This is a genomic window from Bradyrhizobium sp. SUTN9-2 (assembly GCF_003122645.1).
GTDB classification, from domain to species: Bacteria; Pseudomonadota; Alphaproteobacteria; order Rhizobiales; family Xanthobacteraceae; genus Bradyrhizobium; species Bradyrhizobium yuanmingense.
In genome coordinates this window covers 4,880,869-4,899,227 of the sequence record NZ_LAXE01000001.1, presented here as the reverse complement: position 1 = coordinate 4,899,227, position 18,359 = coordinate 4,880,869, and the positions used below count along the sequence as shown (strand labels likewise).

The 18,359-nt window shown below is 64.2% G+C and carries 18 protein-coding genes and 1 pseudogene; 12 read left to right on the top strand and 7 right to left on the bottom strand.

The genetic code is table 11. From position 1 onward, the window contains the following. Positions 1–82 precede the first annotated feature (82 nt). The 3 genes from XF30_RS22690 to tyrS form a co-directional block, all read right to left on the bottom strand. Positions 83–493: a DoxX family protein gene (locus XF30_RS22690; RefSeq protein ID WP_036033588.1), complete on the bottom strand. Its 411-nt coding sequence runs from the start codon at positions 491–493 to the stop codon at positions 83–85. A gap of 229 nt (positions 494–722) precedes the next feature. Further along, positions 723–2,006 (bottom strand): MFS transporter, encoded by a 1,284-nt coding sequence (locus XF30_RS22685; protein ID WP_109143903.1) that lies wholly within the window; start codon positions 2,004–2,006, stop codon positions 723–725. Positions 2,007–2,062: 56 nt separating this feature from the next. Beyond that, entirely contained in the window at positions 2,063–3,316 is a 1,254-nt protein-coding gene (gene tyrS / locus XF30_RS22680; RefSeq protein ID WP_109143902.1) for a tyrosine--tRNA ligase, read from the bottom strand. 166 nt (positions 3,317–3,482) lie between these two features. On the opposite strand from tyrS, the gene XF30_RS22675 reads away from it, so the two are divergent. The 3 genes from XF30_RS22675 to XF30_RS22665 all read left to right on the top strand — a co-directional run bounded on the left by XF30_RS22675 (position 3,483) and on the right by XF30_RS22665 (position 5,728). Further along, the gene (locus XF30_RS22675; protein WP_109143901.1) at positions 3,483–4,586 is read left to right on the top strand and encodes an anhydro-N-acetylmuramic acid kinase; all 1,104 of its coding nucleotides are present in this window, start codon (positions 3,483–3,485) and stop codon (positions 4,584–4,586) included. Between the two features lie 112 nt (positions 4,587–4,698). Next, the gene (locus XF30_RS22670) at positions 4,699–5,394 is read left to right on the top strand and encodes a glutathione S-transferase family protein (protein ID WP_109145818.1); all 696 of its coding nucleotides are present in this window, start codon (positions 4,699–4,701) and stop codon (positions 5,392–5,394) included. Positions 5,395–5,404: 10 nt separating this feature from the next. Then, positions 5,405–5,728 carry a DMT family transporter gene (locus tag XF30_RS22665; protein ID WP_036033580.1) on the top strand — a complete coding sequence of 108 codons (324 nt, stop codon included), beginning with the start codon at positions 5,405–5,407 and terminating at the stop codon, positions 5,726–5,728. 107 nt (positions 5,729–5,835) lie between these two features. Here XF30_RS22665 and XF30_RS22660 read toward each other — a convergent pair whose 3' ends face one another. Beyond that, positions 5,836–6,483 (bottom strand): alpha/beta hydrolase, encoded by a 648-nt coding sequence (locus XF30_RS22660; RefSeq protein WP_035999994.1) that lies wholly within the window; start codon positions 6,481–6,483, stop codon positions 5,836–5,838. 348 nt (positions 6,484–6,831) lie between these two features. Further along, positions 6,832–7,884 carry a LytTR family DNA-binding domain-containing protein gene (locus XF30_RS22655; protein WP_244609004.1) on the bottom strand — a complete coding sequence of 351 codons (1,053 nt, stop codon included), beginning with the start codon at positions 7,882–7,884 and terminating at the stop codon, positions 6,832–6,834. Here XF30_RS22655 and XF30_RS22650 point away from each other — a divergent pair. The 9 genes from XF30_RS22650 to XF30_RS22610 all read left to right on the top strand — a co-directional run bounded on the left by XF30_RS22650 (position 7,861) and on the right by XF30_RS22610 (position 16,715). Continuing rightward, positions 7,861–9,051: an acyltransferase family protein gene (locus tag XF30_RS22650; RefSeq protein WP_109143899.1), complete on the top strand. Its 1,191-nt coding sequence runs from the start codon at positions 7,861–7,863 to the stop codon at positions 9,049–9,051. The genes XF30_RS22655 and XF30_RS22650 overlap by 24 nt on opposite strands. 52 nt (positions 9,052–9,103) lie before the next feature. Continuing rightward, positions 9,104–10,243 carry a cysteine desulfurase family protein gene (locus XF30_RS22645; protein WP_109143898.1) on the top strand — a complete coding sequence of 380 codons (1,140 nt, stop codon included), beginning with the start codon at positions 9,104–9,106 and terminating at the stop codon, positions 10,241–10,243. 113 nt (positions 10,244–10,356) lie between these two features. After that, positions 10,357–11,853 (top strand): Fe-S cluster assembly protein SufB, encoded by a 1,497-nt coding sequence (gene sufB / locus XF30_RS22640; RefSeq protein WP_036022921.1) that lies wholly within the window; start codon positions 10,357–10,359, stop codon positions 11,851–11,853. 132 nt (positions 11,854–11,985) lie between these two features. Then, positions 11,986–12,738 (top strand): Fe-S cluster assembly ATPase SufC, encoded by a 753-nt coding sequence (gene sufC / locus XF30_RS22635; RefSeq protein WP_035999976.1) that lies wholly within the window; start codon positions 11,986–11,988, stop codon positions 12,736–12,738. A gap of 12 nt (positions 12,739–12,750) precedes the next feature. Continuing rightward, positions 12,751–14,055, top strand: coding sequence for a Fe-S cluster assembly protein SufD (sufD, locus tag XF30_RS22630; protein ID WP_109143897.1), 1,305 nt, complete (start codon positions 12,751–12,753; stop codon positions 14,053–14,055). After that, the gene (locus tag XF30_RS22625; protein ID WP_036022923.1) at positions 14,052–15,299 is read left to right on the top strand and encodes a cysteine desulfurase; all 1,248 of its coding nucleotides are present in this window, start codon (positions 14,052–14,054) and stop codon (positions 15,297–15,299) included. Before sufD ends, XF30_RS22625 begins: the two co-directional genes overlap by 4 nt. Continuing rightward, positions 15,296–15,667 carry an SUF system Fe-S cluster assembly protein gene (locus XF30_RS22620; protein WP_018641712.1) on the top strand — a complete coding sequence of 124 codons (372 nt, stop codon included), beginning with the start codon at positions 15,296–15,298 and terminating at the stop codon, positions 15,665–15,667. Before XF30_RS22625 ends, XF30_RS22620 begins: the two co-directional genes overlap by 4 nt. Positions 15,668–15,716: 49 nt before the next feature. Continuing rightward, positions 15,717–16,127 (top strand): HesB/IscA family protein, encoded by a 411-nt coding sequence (locus XF30_RS22615; RefSeq protein ID WP_074447904.1) that lies wholly within the window; start codon positions 15,717–15,719, stop codon positions 16,125–16,127. 165 nt (positions 16,128–16,292) lie between these two features. Next, on the top strand, positions 16,293–16,715 hold the full coding sequence (locus XF30_RS22610) for a TfoX/Sxy family protein (protein WP_109143896.1): 423 nt from the start codon (positions 16,293–16,295) through the stop codon (positions 16,713–16,715). Between the two features lie 88 nt (positions 16,716–16,803). Here XF30_RS22610 and XF30_RS22605 read toward each other — a convergent pair whose 3' ends face one another. Both XF30_RS22605 and XF30_RS39445 read right to left on the bottom strand, forming a co-directional pair. Then, positions 16,804–17,871 carry a GGDEF domain-containing protein gene (locus XF30_RS22605; RefSeq protein WP_109143895.1) on the bottom strand — a complete coding sequence of 356 codons (1,068 nt, stop codon included), beginning with the start codon at positions 17,869–17,871 and terminating at the stop codon, positions 16,804–16,806. A gap of 164 nt (positions 17,872–18,035) precedes the next feature. Next, positions 18,036–18,359, bottom strand: a pseudogene (locus XF30_RS39445) (DEAD/DEAH box helicase); the annotation flags it as partial.

Below are 18,359 nucleotides of genomic sequence, written 5' to 3'. Positions count from 1 at the left end.
GCGCTGAGACGGCACCGGAGATCTGCCGGTGCCGTCGTGCTTGGCGGAAAAGTGTGTCAGCGAGGCGCGGATGCGCCGCCGGTTATTTCTTGCCCATCGCTGCGTCGGCACTGACCGGGCCGCCACCGGCTGCAGCGAGGTAGAGGCAGGCGAAGCAGAACAGGATCGCTTCGGTCCCGCGGTTGAGCAGTGGCAGGAACACCGGCGTGTCGCCCCTGAACATGTGGCCGATGAAGTAGGCGAAGGCCATTTCACCGGACAAGATGAAGGCCGACAGTCGCGAGAACAAGCCGATCATCAACAGTCCGCCAAGCACCAACTCGAGCGTCCCAGCCACGCCGTAAAGCGACAGCAGCTCGACTTTGGCGAACATCGGAAGAGCCGGAAACTTGAACAGCTTGGCGACGCCGTACTGGAACAGCAGCAGGCCGGTGATGAAGCGAAACAGGCTCAGGAGAACCGGTTGAAAGCGAGTAAGATAGGGAAAGTCCATTGGTTTTGCCCTCCATCCAATGCTGGACCCAATGCTGCGACTTGGACCGCATTCGCTTCCGCCTCGCAAGCCACCAGCATCAATTCAGCGCTGACATTTTCGTCATGTCGGACAAAACACCGCAAGGCGCCGCCACCAGCTGCACGCGACCCTCTTTTTTGCACGTTCGCCTCGCGCTCGTCCGTAGGATTCCGGTGAAACCAGGGTGTGCAGGTTACGTCGGGGAGACCTACTCCCGCAAAGCAGGGACGACCAGGAACGGAATCATTCCGAGGATCACGCTCGCAAGTGCGAAGACGAGCAGGAGATCGTAGCCGTGCGTGGCATCGTGGATCAGGCCGCCGCTCCATGAACCGAAGGCCGAGCCGAGGCCGCTGCCGATCGAGATCGTGCCGAAGATGGTGCCGACGCGTTTGCCGCGAAAGATCTTCATGGCGGTGGCGCTGATCAGCGGCCCGCGGGAGCCCATCATGCTGCCGAAGCAGACGACGAAACCGGTGAGCAGAATGACGTTCGGATAGTACTGCAGCAGCCAGAGCAGAACGATGCCGAGAATCGAGATCGCGTAGCTGAGCAGCACCGACGGCCGCCGTCCGATCAGGCCGTCGAGCGCGGAGACGCCGAGCATGCCGAACACCAGCACGATTCCGGAGAAGCCCCAGGCGGTCGCAGCCTGGAGCGGCGGAAAGCCGGCGTCGATCAGATAGGCCACGATCTGCGCCGCGATCGCATACATGCCGACCGCGGTGAAGAAGAAGGTCGAGAACAGCGCCCAGAATGCGTGGTGGCGCATCGCGCTCGCAAGCGTCCAGCCGCTGTCGACGAAGTCAGGATCGCTCTTCTTGGCGACGTGCGGCGAGCCGGCCGCGAACATGCGCCAGGGCAGCAGCAGCAGCGGCGCCAGCAGCCCGAGCGCTGCAAAGCCGAACAGCTGGTAGGTCTCGCGCCAGCCGAGATGATCGATCAGGAGCTGCGAGGCCGGCAGCAAGGCCAGCACGCCGCCGCCCATCGCCGAATAGACCACCGCCATGGCGGTCGGCAGCTTTGGTCCGAACCAGCGGCCGAGCAGGATCGAATTGGGCACATTGCCGATGAAGGCAACGCCGATGCCGACGCAGATGCCGATCGAAAGCTGGAATTGCCAGAGCGCTTGCGCCTGGCTCGCGATCAGAAAGGCCGAACCGAGCAGGAGCAAGCCGAGCGCATAGACGAGCCGTGGCCCGGAATGATCGAACAGGCGCCCGACCAAGGGTGCGGTCAGCCCGCTGACGAGCCAGGTGAGGGAGTAGATCGAGACGGCCTGGGCGCGATCCCAGCCGAGGCTTTCGGAGATCGGCTTGAGGAAGACCGTGAAGCTCTCGCTCAAGCCCCGGCCAAGAACAGCCAGCGTGAAGCAGAGGCCGAGCACGACGAGTGCGGTGCGCACCGCGTCCCGCCGGGCGCCTCCGACCCTTTCCTTGCCCGTTTCTGCTGTCGTTTCCGCTTTCGTTTCCTTGGGCCTGTCCTGTTTCATTGCCGTCAGGGAGCGCGCATCCGTGCGCCCTGACAAGCAGTGAAAAGCTCATACGCCTATGCAGGCCTGATGAGCACGTGCTTCTTCTTGCCAAAGGACAGCTTGATCACGCCTTCCGGCGTCAGGTGGCCTGCCGACAGCGCCATCTTCTCGTCGGTGACGGGCGCGTCGTTGACGCGCAGGCCGCCTCCTTTGATCTGGCGCCTCGCTTCCCCGTTGGAGCCGACGAGGCCCGCCTTGACGAAGGCGTTGAGCACGCCGAGGCCGGCGTCGAGTTCGCCGCGCGGAATTTCCACGGTCGGCAGGCTCTCGGCAAGCGCGCCTTCCTCGAAGGTGCGGCGCGCGGTCTCGGCGGCTTCGTTCGCGGCGTCGCGGCCGTGCAGCAGCGCGGTCGCTTCGGTTGCGAGCACCTTCTTGGCCTCGTTGATCTCCGAGCCGCCGAGCGCCTCGAGCCTTCTGATCTCGGCCATCGGCAGTGTCGTGAACAGTTTCAGGAACTTGCCGACGTCGGCGTCCTCGGTGTTGCGCCAGTATTGCCAGAAGTCGTAAGGGCTGAACTGGTCGGCGTTGAGCCACACCGCGCCTTGCGCGGTCTTGCCCATCTTGGCGCCCGAGGCGGTCGTCAGCAGCGGCGTCGTCAGCGCGAACAGCTGGTGGGTGCCCATGCGGCGGCCGAGATCGACGCCCATGATGATGTTGCCCCACTGGTCCGAGCCGCCCATCTGGAGGCGGCAGCCGGTGCGCTTGGCCAGCTCGACGAAGTCGTAGGCCTGGCAAACCATGTAATTGAATTCGATGAAGCTCATCTCCTGCTCGCGCTCGAGGCGCAGCCGCACGGAATCCATGGTCAGCATGCGATTGACCGAAAAGTGCCGGCCGACGTCGCGCAGCATCTCGATCCAGTTCAGCTTGGTCAGCCATTCCGCATTGTCGAGCATGACCGCGTCGCTCTTGCCCTCGCCGTAGCGCAGCACCTTGGCGAACACGCCGCGGATCGATTCCTTGTTGGCCTCGATCTCGGCGATGGTGCGCATCGCGCGCGTCTCGTCCTTGCCGGAGGGATCGCCCACCATGGTGGTGCCGCCGCCCATCAGCGTGATCGGCTTATTGCCGGACTGCTGCAGCCAATGCAGCATCATCATGGTCAGGTAGTTGCCGATGTGCAGGGAGCGGGCGGTGCAATCGTAGCCGACATAGGCCGTCGCCTCGCCCTTGGCGGCGAGCGCGTCCAGCCCCTCGAAATCGGAGCACTGGTGGATGAATCCACGTTCCTGCAGGGTGTTGAGGAAATCCGATTTAAATGCAGTCATCTGTCGGCGTGCCTGACAATTCTTGGTTTACCGTTTTGGGGGCAATTTAAGGGTCTTCCGCGGGAACCCGGTTGGCCGCCCGCCACTTGGCGCGTTGGCATTATAAGATGTGCCCCTCTGGCACAAGATCGGCATGCCAGCGCGGGTCTCTTGAGGATGCTGGTCCATGATGTTGACGGCACTCGGTTTGATGAGCGGCACCTCGCTGGACGGGGTGGATGTCGCGCTGATCGAGACCGACGGAAAGCAGGTGAAGGCGTTCGGGCCGTCCGGTTACCGGCCCTACGGCCCGGCCGAGCGCAACCTGCTGCGCCAGGCGCTGAGCGAGGCCGTGCATCTGCAGCAACGCGACGCCCGCCCGGGCAGTCTGGGCGATGCCGAGCGTGCGGTGACGCAGGCCCATGCCGAAGCGGTCGCGGCCTTCCTCGCCCAGAATCGGATGAGGGCGGAGGACGTCGACATTGTCGGCTTCCACGGCCAGACCGTGCTGCACCGGCCCGAGAGGCGGCTAACGGTGCAGATCGGCGACGCGCCGGCGCTCGCAAGGGCCATCCATATTCCCGTGATGCACGACTTCCGCGCCGCCGACGTCGAGGCTGGCGGGCAGGGCGCCCCGCTCGTGCCGGTTTACCACCGCGCGCTCGCCCATTCGCTGGAGCGCGAAGGGCCGACCGTCGTGGTCAATATCGGCGGCGTCTCCAACATCACCTATATCGACGGCAACGATGCGTTGATCGCCTGCGACACCGGCCCCGGTAACGCGTTGCTGGACGATTTCATGTACCGCACCATGAACCAGTCGTTCGATGCCGAAGGAAAGTTCGCCGCGCTCGGCAAGGTGGACGAAGCCTGGATCGCGCGGGCGCTGGAGCTGCCGTTCTTCGCAAGTCCGCCGCCGAAATCGCTCGACCGCAACGATTTTGCAGCTCTGCGGCTTGGCGACGTGCTGCCTGCCGACGGCGCGGCGACGCTGACTGCCTTCACCGCGGCCGCGATCGCCCGCATCATTCCGCTGTTGCCGCGGCGGCCGCGCAGCTGGATCGTCTGCGGCGGCGGTGCCCGCAACCTCACCATGCTGCGGATGCTGCGGGAGCGGGTGGGCTCGGCCACGGTCGAGGCGGCCGAAACGCTCGGCTGGGCCTCGGACGCCATCGAGGCCCAGGCCTTCGGCTTTCTCGCGGTCCGCGGCATGAAGGGCCTGCCGCTGTCCTATCCCGCGACCACGGGCGTGCCGATGCCGATGACCGGCGGGGTGATCGCCAGGCCCTGAAGATGACTGCCTGAGGATCACGCTCGGTTGATGCGAATGCATTGATCTTGACGAGTGAATGCAGATGCATCTATATTGGATGCAATTGCATCTAACCGCCGGGATCGTTGCCATGACATCTTCGCTTAATACGCCCGCTTCACTGAAACTGATCAGCCACAAGCTTTGTCCCTATGTTCAGCGCGCGGTGATCGCGCTGAAGGAGAAGGGCGTGCCGTTCGAGCGGATCGACATCGATCTCGCCAACAAGCCGGACTGGTTCTTGAAGCTCTCGCCGCTCGGCAAGGTGCCGGTGCTGGTGGTGACGACGGAGCAGGGCGAGGTCGCGCTGTTCGAGAGCAACGTGATTTGCGAATACATCGAGGAAACCCAAGGCGGCGCGAAGCTGCATCTGGTCGACGCGCTGAAGCGGGCCGAGCACCGCGCCTGGATGGAGTTCGGCTCGGCGATCCTCGGCGACCTCTGGGGCTTGGAAACCACGACCGATCCGGCGATCTTCGAGAGCAAGCGCCAGGCACTCGCCGCAAAATTCGCGCGGGTCGAGGCCGCGCTCGGCGCGGGCCCGTACTTCGCCGGCGAGGCGTTCAGTCTGGTCGATGCGGTGTTCGCACCTGTCTTCCGTTACTTCGATCTGTTCGACGAACTGACCGAGCACGGCATTTTCAACGACGTGCCGAAGGTGCGCGCCTGGCGCGCCGAGCTCGCAAAGCGCCCGAGCGTGCGCAGCGCGGTCGGGGCGGATTATCCGCAATTGTTGCGCGCCTTCCTCATTCGCCACGACGCGCATCTGCTCAAGCTCGCGGCGTGAGCCCCGTCCGATGTCGCAATCCCTTGCTTGGCTCATGCTGGTGATCGCGGGCCTGCTCGACGTCGGCTGGGCGATCACCATGAAATATGCCGAAGGCTACACGCGCGCCGGCTGGAGCATCGCCTCGCTCGTGCTGCTCGCCGCCTTCGTATTCCTGCTCGGGCGCGCCTTGAAGGTGCTCGAGGTCGGCGTCGCCTATTCGGTGTGGACCGGCATTGGCGCGGCTGGCACGTTCCTGATGGGCGTGGTGCTGTTCGGCGAGAGCTTGAGCGCGATGAAGCTTGCCGGCATCGCGCTCGTCTTGATGGGGATCGTCGCGCTCAAGCTGGCTTGAGCCGCGAACTCAGCCCGTAGCCCGGATGGAGCGAAGCGCAATCCGGGTCTTCTTCCGTGGATAGAGTCTCCCGGATTTCGCGTCGCTCCATCCGGGCTACAGAGTTTTCACCGCACGTTGGCGAGGCGCATGTCGAGATAGGCCGTGATGGTTTCCATCAGCGGCTCGAGCTTGGAGTCGAAGAAGTGGTTGGCGCCGGGGATGATCTGCTGGTCGATCACGATGCCTTTCTGGGTCTTCAGCTTCTCGACCAGCGTGTTGACGTCCTTGGGCGGCACCACCGCATCCTTCTCGCCATGCACGATCAGACCTGAGGACGGGCAGGGCGCGAGGAACGAGAAGTCGTAGAGGTTGGCCGGCGGCGCGATCGAGATGAAGCCCTCGACCTCGGGGCGGCGCATCAAGAGCTGCATGCCGATCCAGGCGCCGAAGGAGAAGCCAGCAACCCAGCAGGCGCGCGCCTCGGGATTGATGGTCTGCGCCCAATCGAGCGCGGCGGCCGCGTCGGACAATTCGCCGGTGCCGTGGTCGAACGCGCCCTGGCTGCGGCCGACGCCGCGGAAATTGAAGCGCAGCACCGAGAAGCCGCGATGGGCGAAGGCGTAGTAGCACTGGTACACGATCTGATGGTTCATCGTGCCGTGGAACTGCGGATGCGGATGCAGGATCATCGCGATCGGCGCATTCTTCTGCTTGGCCGGGTGATAGCGGCCCTCGAGGCGGCCGGCGGGGCCGGTGAAAATGACTTCAGGCATCGATGATCTCTGATCTAAGTCCCTTGGAGGTGATCCCTGCGCAATCGTCCGATTGTGGCTCTCGCAGCGCTGCCGCCGACGAGAGCACGGATGAAGGGTGGAGAGGCGCGCCCTCGGATGATGCTCGAGTGGCGCGCAGGTGAACTGACGCGCGCTTCTAACACAAGGCCAGGGTCAAAAAGCAAGCTTCTTCGACATCTCTCAATCAGCTCAAGAGCTTAGCCAGTCATTGCATTGTCATCTCTGGCTTGCCTGCCGCGACCTGGACCTGCCTGAATCAACCGAAGCACGGCAAGAGCCGGCCGTCCTGCCGAAGGGTGCTATCCAACTTATTGAAATCACGATTGTTTAGGGGGCGCCTGGGGCGATTCCCGCTGGCGCGGTTCGGCTTCCCAGCGATGCGACCGCCGGCCGGTAGCGCCGGCTGCCGCCGAGCGTCTGGCCGTTGTCGAAGGCGAGCTCGAAATCCCCTGATGGCTTGAGGTCCACGCCGCGCACCCGGTCGAGATTGGCGAGCTTGGTCCGGTGGACGCGAACGATGGAAAAGCGCGCCAGCTCGCTTTCCGCCGCTGCCAGCGTGCCCCGTATGAGGTGCTGGGTGCCGTCGGCGAGGCTATATTCGATGTAATTGCCGGCTGACGCGACCCAGAGGATATCGCGCGGCACCACGCGAATGCGGCTGGTGCCGTCGCGCAGCCAGATCAGATCGGGGGACGATGGCTGCTTCGGGGTGGGCGGCGCCGACGATGCGACTGCCGCGCTCTTCAGCTCACGCCGGCTTTCGAGCAGCCAGATCGTGGCGGCGATCAGAACAAAGGCCACGGCGTCTTTGCGGAATTCATACAGGACCGTCGCGAGCGAGAAACGGAAATCGTAGGCGCCGCCGGCGAGCCAGAGCGCGAGCTTCCGCACCCAGACCATGCCGGTGATGTGGAGGGTGGAGAAGCCGAGCAGGGCGATCGCCCCGATGGCCGCCTGGGCGGCGAGGCCGGCTGTCCGGCGCATGCGGCGGACCGCCAAAACCAGGATCGGCAGCAACAGCAGGATGACGGCGATGCTCGACATCTCCCAGAACAACCGCCGGCCGATGTCGTAGCTGTCGCCGCGCCAGGCCGCGTCCTGGGCGAACGAAAACGCATTGACGATTCCGATCACGAGCGCGACGGCCGCAATCGCTGCCAACATCATCCGATCGCCGCTGCTGATCCCGAAATAGCCGCGACTCGTCCCAGCTGCCGGCGGCTCATCCCCTCGTGTCCGATTCTGATCCCAAACCGGCTCGACGCGCGCCGCAGGCGGAGCATTTTCGGTGTCAGCCATCTTCGTCAGTCCTGGCCCCGAAACCGCGTTTGTCGTCCCGTCAAGGAGCAGAATACCATGACAACACCACAGCAATCCCAAAGCTCTGAAAGGCGTATCGACCTGGACTGGGTGCGGATTTTAGCCTTCGCGCTGCTCATCTTCTACCACGTCGGCATGCTCTACGTGTCCTGGGGATTTCACATCAAGAGCACGCACCGGCTGACGTGGCTGGAACCGGTGATGCTCTTCCTCAACCCATGGCGGCTGTCGCTTCTGTTCCTGGTGTCTGGGGTTGCCACCCGCTTCATGCTCGGCAAGTCCAGCCTCGCCTCGCTTGCCGGTGCGCGATCGGCGCGGCTCCTGATCCCGCTCATTTTCGGCATGCTCGTGATCGTGCCGCCGCAGGCCTATCTCCAGATCGTCGAAAGCCTCGGCTATCCCGCCGGCTTCTTCGATTTCTACGCCAGGCACTACTTTGCCTTTGGTGCGCAGTTCTGTCCGAAGCCGTGCATCGTGTTGCCGACCTGGAACCACCTCTGGTTCGTGGTCTATCTGTGGGTCTACACCATGGCGTTGATCGGCGTGCTCGCGTTATGGCCGGCCGGCGCTGACTGGCTTGGCCGAAAGCTGGCTCGTGCGCTTACCGGCCCATGGCTCCTGATCGCGCCCTGCCTGCTGTATGCGGCCTGGCGCCTGGTGCTGTTCCCGGCTTTCCCGTCGACACACGCGCTGTTTGGCGATTGGTACAACCACGCGGACCACGCCACGGCCTTCCTGATCGGTTTCCTGCTGGCCAAGCAAGAGGGGATCTGGCGCGAACTCGAACGCCTGCGCTGGGCGGCCCTGCTGGCGGCCGCCGCCTGCTTCGCTGGCTTCATCCTGGTACGCGCCGGCCTGTTTGCGCCGTCGCCCATGCTGAAGTGGTTCGCCGCCTCGGCCTACGGCTGTTATCAATGGCTCGCGATCGCCGTCGTGCTGGGCTTTGCCCGGCGCTATCTCACAGCCGACAGCCCGGCGCGGCGCTATCTGACCGACGCGATCTTCCCGTACTACATAGTGCATCAGACCGCGATCATCGTGATCGCGCATCAATTGCATGGCAGCGGTCTGTCGGCTGGGATCGAAGCGTCCATTGTCATCGCCGGGACCGCGCTCACATGTGTGGCGAGCTATGAGATCGTCCGGCGCGTTGCCTGGCTTCGGCCGCTGTTCGGGTTGCGGGCGGTGCCCCGAAGTGTTGCGAGGACGGAGCAACAGCTGGCCTGACGAGCGCACGCCCTCCGATTGGCCGAACGACAAAAGGTGCTAAGAGGGCCAGATGCCGAACCGTGTCTATCTCGACTGGAATGCGACGACGCCGCTGCGCCCCGAGGCGCGAGCGGCGATGGTCGCAGCCTTCGACCTGGTCGGCAATCCATCCTCCGTCCATGCCGAGGGGCGGGAGGCGCGGCGATTGGTCGAAGAGGCGCGCGCGACACTTGCGGCCGCGGTCGGAGCGCAGCCGCGCAACATCATCTTCACCTCTGCTGGAACCGAGGCCAATGCGCTGGCGCTCTCGCCGGGTTTGCGGGGCCCCTCCGGCGCACCTGTCGAGCGGCTGTTGGTCTCGGCGGTCGAGCACGCCTCGGTGCTGGCCGGCGGCCGGTTCCCGGCGGACAAGATCGGGCTGATCCAGGTCACGCGCTCCGGCTTGGTCGACCTCGATCATTTGAAGGCGCTGCTGAAGGGCGGCCCGCCGGCCCTGGTCTCGATCATGGTCGCCAACAACGAGACCGGCGCCCTTCAGCCCGTCACGGAGGCTGCAAGGATCGTCCACGAGGCCGTCGGCTTGCTGCATGTCGATGCGATCCAGGCGCTGGGCAAAATGCCATTTGATATCAACACGGTAGGCGCCGACCTTGCCACCTTTTCTGCGCACAAGATTGGCGGGCCCAAGGGGGTCGGCGCATTGGTGATGAGCGAAGGAATCGGCGGGCTGGAGCCGGTGCTGCGGGGCGGCGGGCAGGAGCTCAACCGCCGGGCCGGAACCGAGAACGTAGTCGGGATCGCCGCCTTTGGGGCCGCGGTGAAGGCTGCGCTTCAGGCTCTGCCGGAGGATGTGAAGCATATGGCAAGTCTCAGAGATCGCTTGGAAAATGGCCTTCGCGAGGTTCCCGGGACGACCGTTTTTGCGAAAGACGTGGCGCGGTTGCCTAATACCGTCCTTTTCACCGCACTCGGCTTGAAGGCCGAAACCGCCGTGATCGGCTTCGATCTGGAAGGCATCGCGGTCTCCTCCGGCTCCGCCTGTTCCTCCGGAAAGGTCCAGCCGTCTCATGTCCTGTCCGCGATGGGCTATGATCCCGCGGTGTCCCAGGGAGCGGTGCGTCTCAGTCTGGGCTGGTCCACGGAACCGGCGGACATCAATAGGGCGTTAGAGGCTTGGCGAAAGCTTGGTAATACCCTACTTAAGGGTTGAGCGATGAAACACGGCTTGAACGGTTCTAAGCCCGTGCTTTCCGCAGAGAAATATCGTAATACTCGTCCGAGTTTGATCCACCGCGGTCCTTGAAACCGCGAGCGGAGGATGGAATGCCAGCCGTACAAGAGACGGTCGAGCGCGTGAAGCGCATCGACGTCGACCAGTATCGTTATGGGTTTGAGACCCTGATCGAATCCGAGAAGGCCCCCAAGGGGCTGTCGGAAGAGATCGTCAAATACATCTCGCAGAAGAAGAACGAGCCCGACTGGATGCTCCAGTGGCGGCTCGAAGCCTATCGGCGCTGGCTGACCATGCAGGAGCCGACCTGGGCCCGCGTCGACTATCCCAAGATCGACTTCCAGGACCTCTATTACTACGCGGCGCCGAAGCCGAAGAAGACGGTCTCCTCGCTGGATGAGATCGATCCGGAGATCCTGAAGACCTACGAGAAGCTCGGCATCCCCTTGCGGGAAGTCGCCATGCTCGAAGGCGTCGAGCCCAAGCCCGGCGAGGAAGATCCGGCCCGCCGCAAGATCGCGGTCGATGCTGTCTTCGATTCGGTCTCGGTTGCGACCACGTTCAAGGCTGAGCTGAAGAAGGCCGGCGTGATCTTCATGCCGATCTCGGAAGCCATACGAGAGCACCCCGAGCTGGTGCAGAAATATCTGGGCTCGGTGGTTCCGACCTCGGACAATTTCTATGCGACGCTGAACTCGGCGGTGTTCTCCGACGGCTCGTTTGTCTACGTGCCGCCGGGCGTGCGCTGCCCGATGGAGCTGTCGACCTATTTCCGCATCAATGAGCGCAACACCGGCCAGTTCGAGCGTACGCTGATCATCGCCGACAAGGGCTCCTACGTTTCCTATCTCGAAGGCTGCACCGCGCCGCAGCGCGACGAGAACCAGCTGCATGCCGCCGTGGTCGAGCTCGTCGCCCTCGACGACGCCGAGATCAAATATTCGACGGTGCAGAACTGGTATCCCGGCAATTCCGAAGGCAAGGGCGGCATCTACAATTTCGTCACCAAGCGTGGCGACTGCCGGGGCGCCAACTCGAAGATTTCCTGGACCCAGGTCGAGACGGGTTCGGCGATCACCTGGAAATACCCGAGCTGCATTCTGCGCGGCGACAATTCCCGTGGTGAATTCTACTCGATCGCGATCTCGAACGGCTATCAGCAGGTCGATAGCGGCACCAAGATGATCCATCTCGGCAAGAACACGTCGAGCCGGATCATCTCCAAGGGCATCGCCGCCGGCAAGTCGCAGAACACCTATCGCGGTCTCGTCACCGCGCACCGGAAAGCGACCGGCGCGCGCAACTTCACCGCCTGCGACTCGCTGCTGATCGGTGACAAATGCGGCGCGCACACGGTGCCATACATCGAGGCCAAGAACTCCTCGGCGACTTTCGAGCACGAGGCGACGACCTCGAAGATCTCCGAGGACGTGCTGTTCTACTGCATCCAGCGCGGGCTCAGCCAGGAAGAAGCGGTCGGCCTCGTCGTCAACGGCTTCGTCAAGGACGTGCTGCAGCAGCTGCCGATGGAGTTCGCGGTGGAAGCGCAGAAGCTGATCTCGATCTCGCTCGAAGGGTCGGTCGGCTAGCTCGGACCTCGTCCTGAAGAGGCCGCGCAAGCGGCCGCCTCGAAGGATGGATACCGGAAAGATTGGTGGCCTCAATCCTTCGAGACGCGCCTGCGGCGCTCCCTGGGAGGAGGGGATAGATGGAAAAACATTATGGCTTTGCTTGAAGTGAAAGACCTCAAGGTTCGTGTCGAGGAGCGTGAGATCCTCCACGGGCTGACGCTGACCGTGAACGAGGGCGAGGTGCACGCGATCATGGGGCCGAACGGCTCCGGCAAGTCGACGCTCTCGCACGTCATCGCCGGCAAGCCCGGCTACGAGGTCACCGACGGCCAGATCCTGTTCAGGGGCGAGGACCTGCTGGAGATGGATCCCGACGAGCGCGCCGCCAAGGGCGTGTTCCTGGCGTTCCAATATCCGGTCGAGATCCCCGGCGTCACCACCATGAATTTCCTGCGCACGGCGCTGAACGCGCAGCGCAAGGCGCGCGGCGAGAGCGAGCTGATGGTGCCGGACTTCCTGAAGAAGGTCCGCGAAGTCTCGAAGTCGCTGAACATCCCGCAGGACATGCTCAAGCGCGGCGTCAATGTCGGCTTCTCCGGCGGTGAGAAGAAGCGCAACGAGGTGCTGCAGATGGCGCTGTTCGAGCCGAGCCTGTGCATCCTCGACGAGATGGATTCCGGCCTCGACATCGACGCGCTGCGGATCGCGGCCGACGGCGTCAACGCACTGCGCTCGCCGGGGCGCGCGATGGTCGTCATCACCCACTATCAGCGGCTGCTGAACTACATCGTGCCCGACGTCGTGCACGTGATGTCCAGGGGGCGTGTCGTGAAGAGCGGCGGCAAGGAGCTGGCGCTGGAGCTGGAAGCCTCCGGCTATGCCCAATTCGAGGATGCCGCGTAAGGAATTTCTAAGATGAACGTTGCTGTGGCAAAGACCGGGAGCGGCCGCGCGGTGAGCGATCTCTTCGCCAGCGCCGAAGGCCGCCTGCCGGGTTCGCCTGACGTGATGGCGGCGCGCCGCGAGGCGTTCGAGACCTATGAGCGTCTCGGTCTGCCGCACCGCCGGATCGAGGAATGGAAATACACCGATCTGCGCGCGCTGGTCGGCGAGGTGCTGCCGCTGGCGGCCGTGCCCGATGCGACCGCGCTGAAGCGCGCCGCGGACGCGGTCAAGGCGCATGCCATCGCGGGCGCCCGCAAGCTGGTCCTGGTCGACGGCGTGTTCGCGGCTGAGCTTTCAGACGTGAAGGCGCTTGCGTCCGAGGTCGGCTTCAAGACTCTGCGCGAGACGCTGGATAAGGATGCCGGTCTCCTCAAGACCGCGTCCACCGATGCCGTGATCGCGGTCAACGCGGCGCTGGCGACCGACGGCGTGGTGCTGTCGATCGCGGATGGAACGCAGCTCTCTGCGCCGGTCCAGATCATCCATGTTGCGACCGCCGCATCGGCCTCGGCTTTCACCCGCTCGCAGGTGGCGATCGGGAAGGGCGCCCGCGCCACCATCATCGAGAGCTTCGTCGCCGCCGGCGCTGCGGCCTACCAGGTCAACGACGCCGTTATCATCTCGGTCGGCGATGACGCCGACGTCGCGCATATCCGCCTGATGGACGATGCGGCCGATGCGGTGAACATCACCTCGCAGTTCGTTACCGTCGGCGCTAACACCAAGCTGAACGTCTTCAACATGACCAGCGGCGCTGCGGTCAGCCGCTTGCAGGGCTTCATTACGCTGGCGGGCGAGGGCAGCGAGCTCTCGGTCAACGGCGTCAACCTCCTGAAGAAGACCGAGCACGGCGACACCACACTGGTGGTCGACCATGCCGTGCCGAACTGCGTCAGCCGCGAGATCTTCCGTGCGGTGATCGACGACCGCGCCCATTCGGTGTTCCAGGGCCGCATCATCGTCCGTCCCGACGCACAGAAGACCGACGGCAAGATGATGACGCGCGCGCTGCTGCTCTCGGACGAGGCCGAAGCCGACAACAAGCCAGAGCTGGAAATCTTTGCCGACGACGTCTCTTGCGGCCACGGCGCCACCGCCGGCGCGCTCGACGATAGCCTGCTGTTCTACCTGAAGGCCCGTGGCCTGCCGGAGAAGCAGGCCCAGGCGCTGCTGATCCAGGCCTTTGTCGGCGAGGCGATCGAGCAGATCGCCGATGATACTTTGCGCGAGCACGTGATCGGCATCGCCGAGCGCTGGCTGGAGCGGCGGTCATGAGCACGCATCCGGCGGTCAAGAACGGCGCCTATGACGTTACGCGCGTGCGCCAGGATTTTCCGGCGCTCGCCATGCAGGTCTACGGCAAGCCGCTCGTCTATCTCGACAACGCCGCCTCGGCGCAGAAGCCGAGTGCTGTGCTCGACCGCATGACGCAGGCCTATACATCCGAATACGCCAACGTGCATCGCGGCCTGCACTACCTCGCCAATGCCGCGACCGAAGCCTATGAGGGCGGCCGCACCAAGGTGGCGCAGTTCATCAACGCTGCGCGCACCGAGGAAGTCATCTTCACCCGCAACGCGACCGAGGCGATCAACCTGGTCGCGTCTTCGTGGGGCGCCCCGAATATCGGGGAAGGCGACGAGATCGTCATCTCCATCATGGAGCACCATTCCAACATCGTGCCCTGGCATTTCCTGAGGGAACGCCAGGGTGCCGTGATCAAATGGGCACCGGTCGACGATGAGGGTAATTTCCTCATCGACGAATTCGAGAAGCTGCTGACGTCGAAGACCAAGCTGGTCGCGATCACGCAGATGTCGAACGCGCTCGGCACCATCGTGCCGGTCAAGGACGTCGTCAGGATCGCCCATGCCCGCGGCATTCCGGTGCTGGTCGACGGCAGCCAGGGCGCGGTGCATCTGCCGGTCGACGTCCAGGATATCGGCTGCGACTTCTACGTCTTCACCGGTCACAAGGTCTATGGTCCGACCGGCATCGGCGTGCTCTGGGCCAAGTACGACCACCTCGTCGCGATGCGCCCCTTCAACGGCGGCGGCGAGATGATCCGCGAGGTCTCGCGCGACGTCGTCACCTACGGCGATCCCCCGCACAAGTTCGAGGCGGGCACGCCGGCGATCGTCGAGGCCGTCGGCCTTGGCGCCGCCATCGACTACGTCAACTCGATCGGCAAGGAACGCATCGCCGCCTACGAGGCGGACCTCACCGCCTACGCCCAGGAGCGCCTGCGCGAGATCAACTCGCTGCGGCTGATCGGCACGGCGCGGGGCAAGGGCCCCGTGATCTCCTTCGAGCTCAAGGGCGCGCACGCCCACGATGTCGCCACCGTGATCGACCGCCAGGGCATCGCGGTGCGCGCCGGCACCCATTGCGTCATGCCGCTTTTAGAGCGGTTCAACGTGACGGCGACATGCCGGGCCTCGTTCGGCATGTATAATACGCGGGAAGAAGTCGATCATCTGGCACAGGCGCTGCTGAAGGCGCGGGATTTGTTTGCATGAGTGACACGGCCGAAATCAAAGCCAATCCGATGGAGACCCATTCGGCATTGCCGCCGGAGGAGACCGAGCGGCTGACCCGCGAGATCATCGCCGGGCTCAAGACCGTGTTCGACCCGGAAATCCCCGCCGACATCTACGAGCTCGGCCTGATCTACAAGGTCGAGATCAAGGACGACCGTTCCGTGGACGTGCAGATGACGCTGACGACGCCGAACTGTCCGGCCGCCGGCGAGCTGCCAACCATGGTCGAGAACGCGGTCGCGAGCGTGCCCGGCGTCGGCGTGGTCGACGTCAAGGTCGTCTGGGAGCCGCCGTGGTCGCCGGAACGCATGAGCGACGAGGCCCGCCTCGTGCTGAACATGTGGTGACGGTCTCGGCCCGCATTGAATTCGCTCCGCAACGGACCACATAGACAACATGACCCAGATTTCGTCAGGCTCGACACCAGCATCCACTCCGAAGCCGCGGCGCCCGCGCCCGCAGGTGATGCGGCTGACGGATGCCGCCGCCCAGCGCATCACCGAGCTGACCCAGCGTGCCGACTCGGAGATCGTGGGCTTGCGCGTCGGCGTGAAGAACGGCGGCTGCGCCGGCCAGTCCTACACGGTCGAATACGCCCACGACATCCGCCCGACCGACGAGGTCGTCGAGGACAAGGGCGTCAAGATCCTGGTCGATCCCAAGGCCGTGCTGTTCCTGCTCGGCACCGAGATGGACTACAAGGCGGATAAGATGCAGGCCCAGTTCGTCTTCAACAATCCCAACCAGGTCTCCGCCTGCGGTTGCGGCGAGTCGGTCGAGTTGCGGCCGGCAAAGATCGACGGGTAGACCCTCCAGCGTCACTGCGAGGAGCCCGCGACAAAATTGCGAGCAATTTTGCGCTGGCGACAACACAATCCAACCTGCCTCCGCGGCGGAAGTCTGGATTGCTTCGCTTCGCTCGCAATGACGGAAATGCTATGAAGGCCCACTTGCTTGCGCAGGGAAGCCTCCATGGACCGCGAATTCCTGATCGACCTGTTCGCCGATTTCGGCCCGGTCACCATCCGGAAAATGTTCTCCGGCTACGGCATCTCGGCCGACGGCGTCAATTTCGCGCTGTCACTGCGCGCCGGCCTGTTCTTTCGCGCCGACGAGACGACCATTCCCGACTTCGAAGCCGAAGGCTCGAAGCCGTTCCAGTATTCGACCCGCGCCAAGACCGTGGTTGTGAATTCCTACTGGGAGCTGCCGGCGCGCCTGTTCGACGATTCCCAGGAGCTTGCGCAATGGGCGAGGGCGGCGCTCACTGCCGCCCAGCGCGCCAACGTGAAGAAGCGACCGAAGGCGAAGAAGGCGGCGGCGAAGAAGAAGGTTGCGCCGAAGAAGGGTGTGGCGAAGAAGGTTGCCGGGAAGGCGATGCGTAGGGTGGGTTAGCGCAGCGTAGCCCACCACTTCATACACCTTGATAGACAAGAGGTGGGTTACGTTGCGCTAACCCACCCTACAGATGCGAGGATGAACGTCACGCCACCCGGCTGTGGCTCTCGATCGCGAATTCCGGATCGGCTTCGCAGATCACGCGGTTGCGGCCGTTGCGCTTGGCGGCGTAGAGGCAGGCGTCGGCACGCTCGATCAGCGCGTCGGTGTCGTCGCCCTCCCTGAGCATGGAGACGCCGACGGAGATGGTGACGCGGCCGAGGAGCTCGCCGGTCGATTTCTTCTTCAATTCCTTCGCCATCACGGCGCGGCGAATGTGATCGGCCACCGTCAGTGCCTGGCGCATCGCGGTGTTGGGGAGAACGACCGCGAATTCCTCGCCGCCGTAGCGCGCCGTGATGTCCTGGCCCTTGATGGTCTGCTTCAGCGAAAGGCCGACGAGCCGCAGCACCTGGTCGCCGGTGAGATGGCCGTAGGAATCGTTGAACGACTTGAAGTGATCGATGTCGAACAGCAGCAGCGACAGCGGCTCGCCCGAGACGAGCGCGCTCTGCACCGCCATGCCGATCATGCGGTCGAAATATTTGCGATTTCCCAGGCCCGTAAGCGGATCGGTCAGGCTTTCGGCGCGGATCGCCTCCAGGCTCTGCTGGAGATTGCTGATCTCGTTCTTCGACAGCGTCAGCCGGTCTTCCAGCGCCTTGTTGGTCTCGCGCATCTCGCTGGTGGAGCGCAGCAGCGCCTCGACGATCGCCTTGACCTGGTCGCGGTTCTCGGCCGACGACAGTTTCTCGGTCGCATCCGACAGACTGGTATCGTAGGCCCCGGTCATGCCGAGCGCCTCGCCCAACACCTTCACCACGTCGTCGATCTCGCCGACGACGCGCGCGCCGACCTTGTCGATGCGGTCGGTGGTCTTGATGTGGGAGAGATAGGTCTCGTAGATCTGCTCGAGATCGGCCTCGGTCAGCTTGCCGCTGCGCGCCAACGTCTCATTGATGATCTTGTTGAGTGGTGCGTTGTAGCCGGTGGCGTAGACGTACCAGATCTCGTAATTGCGGGGAATGGCCGTCTGTCGAAGCGATCGGATCTGACCGAGCGCCACCTCGGCGAACGCCAGCGTGCGTTCGTGTTCGTCGAGTACCTTGATCACTGAACATCCCCACAGCGGCCGACGCGCCATCGACCGCAGCAATCCTTAAATTATGTTCGTAGGCTAACGGACGATCGTGAACGCCCCGTAAATATACGTTTACGAGGCATCCAGAAAATTGCAGATCGAGGATTTTCAACCGAAATCTGGCGCGCCAGCGCCCTTCAGGCGCCGGCGGGGGAGCGCACCGGCCGCAGAAGAAACGCCGGCAGATGCGAGTGATCGCCCGGCTCGCTGTCGATCTCGCGCTGGCGGCGCGGCTCGGGACGGCCGATCGAGGGCACATGCGACGAATTCGCTTGCGGGCGCGCACCATTGCGCGGCTCGGATGATGGCCTGGCTTCGCGCGGAGGCCGTGCCTCGCGTGCCGGCCTCGCCTCGGGAGCCGCCCCTGCCTCGCCACGCGCCTCGCGCGGCTCGTGGCTGCGTTCGCGGTCATGACCGCGCCGCTCGCCGCGCTGCGGCTTGCCGCGTCCGCCGCGTGAACG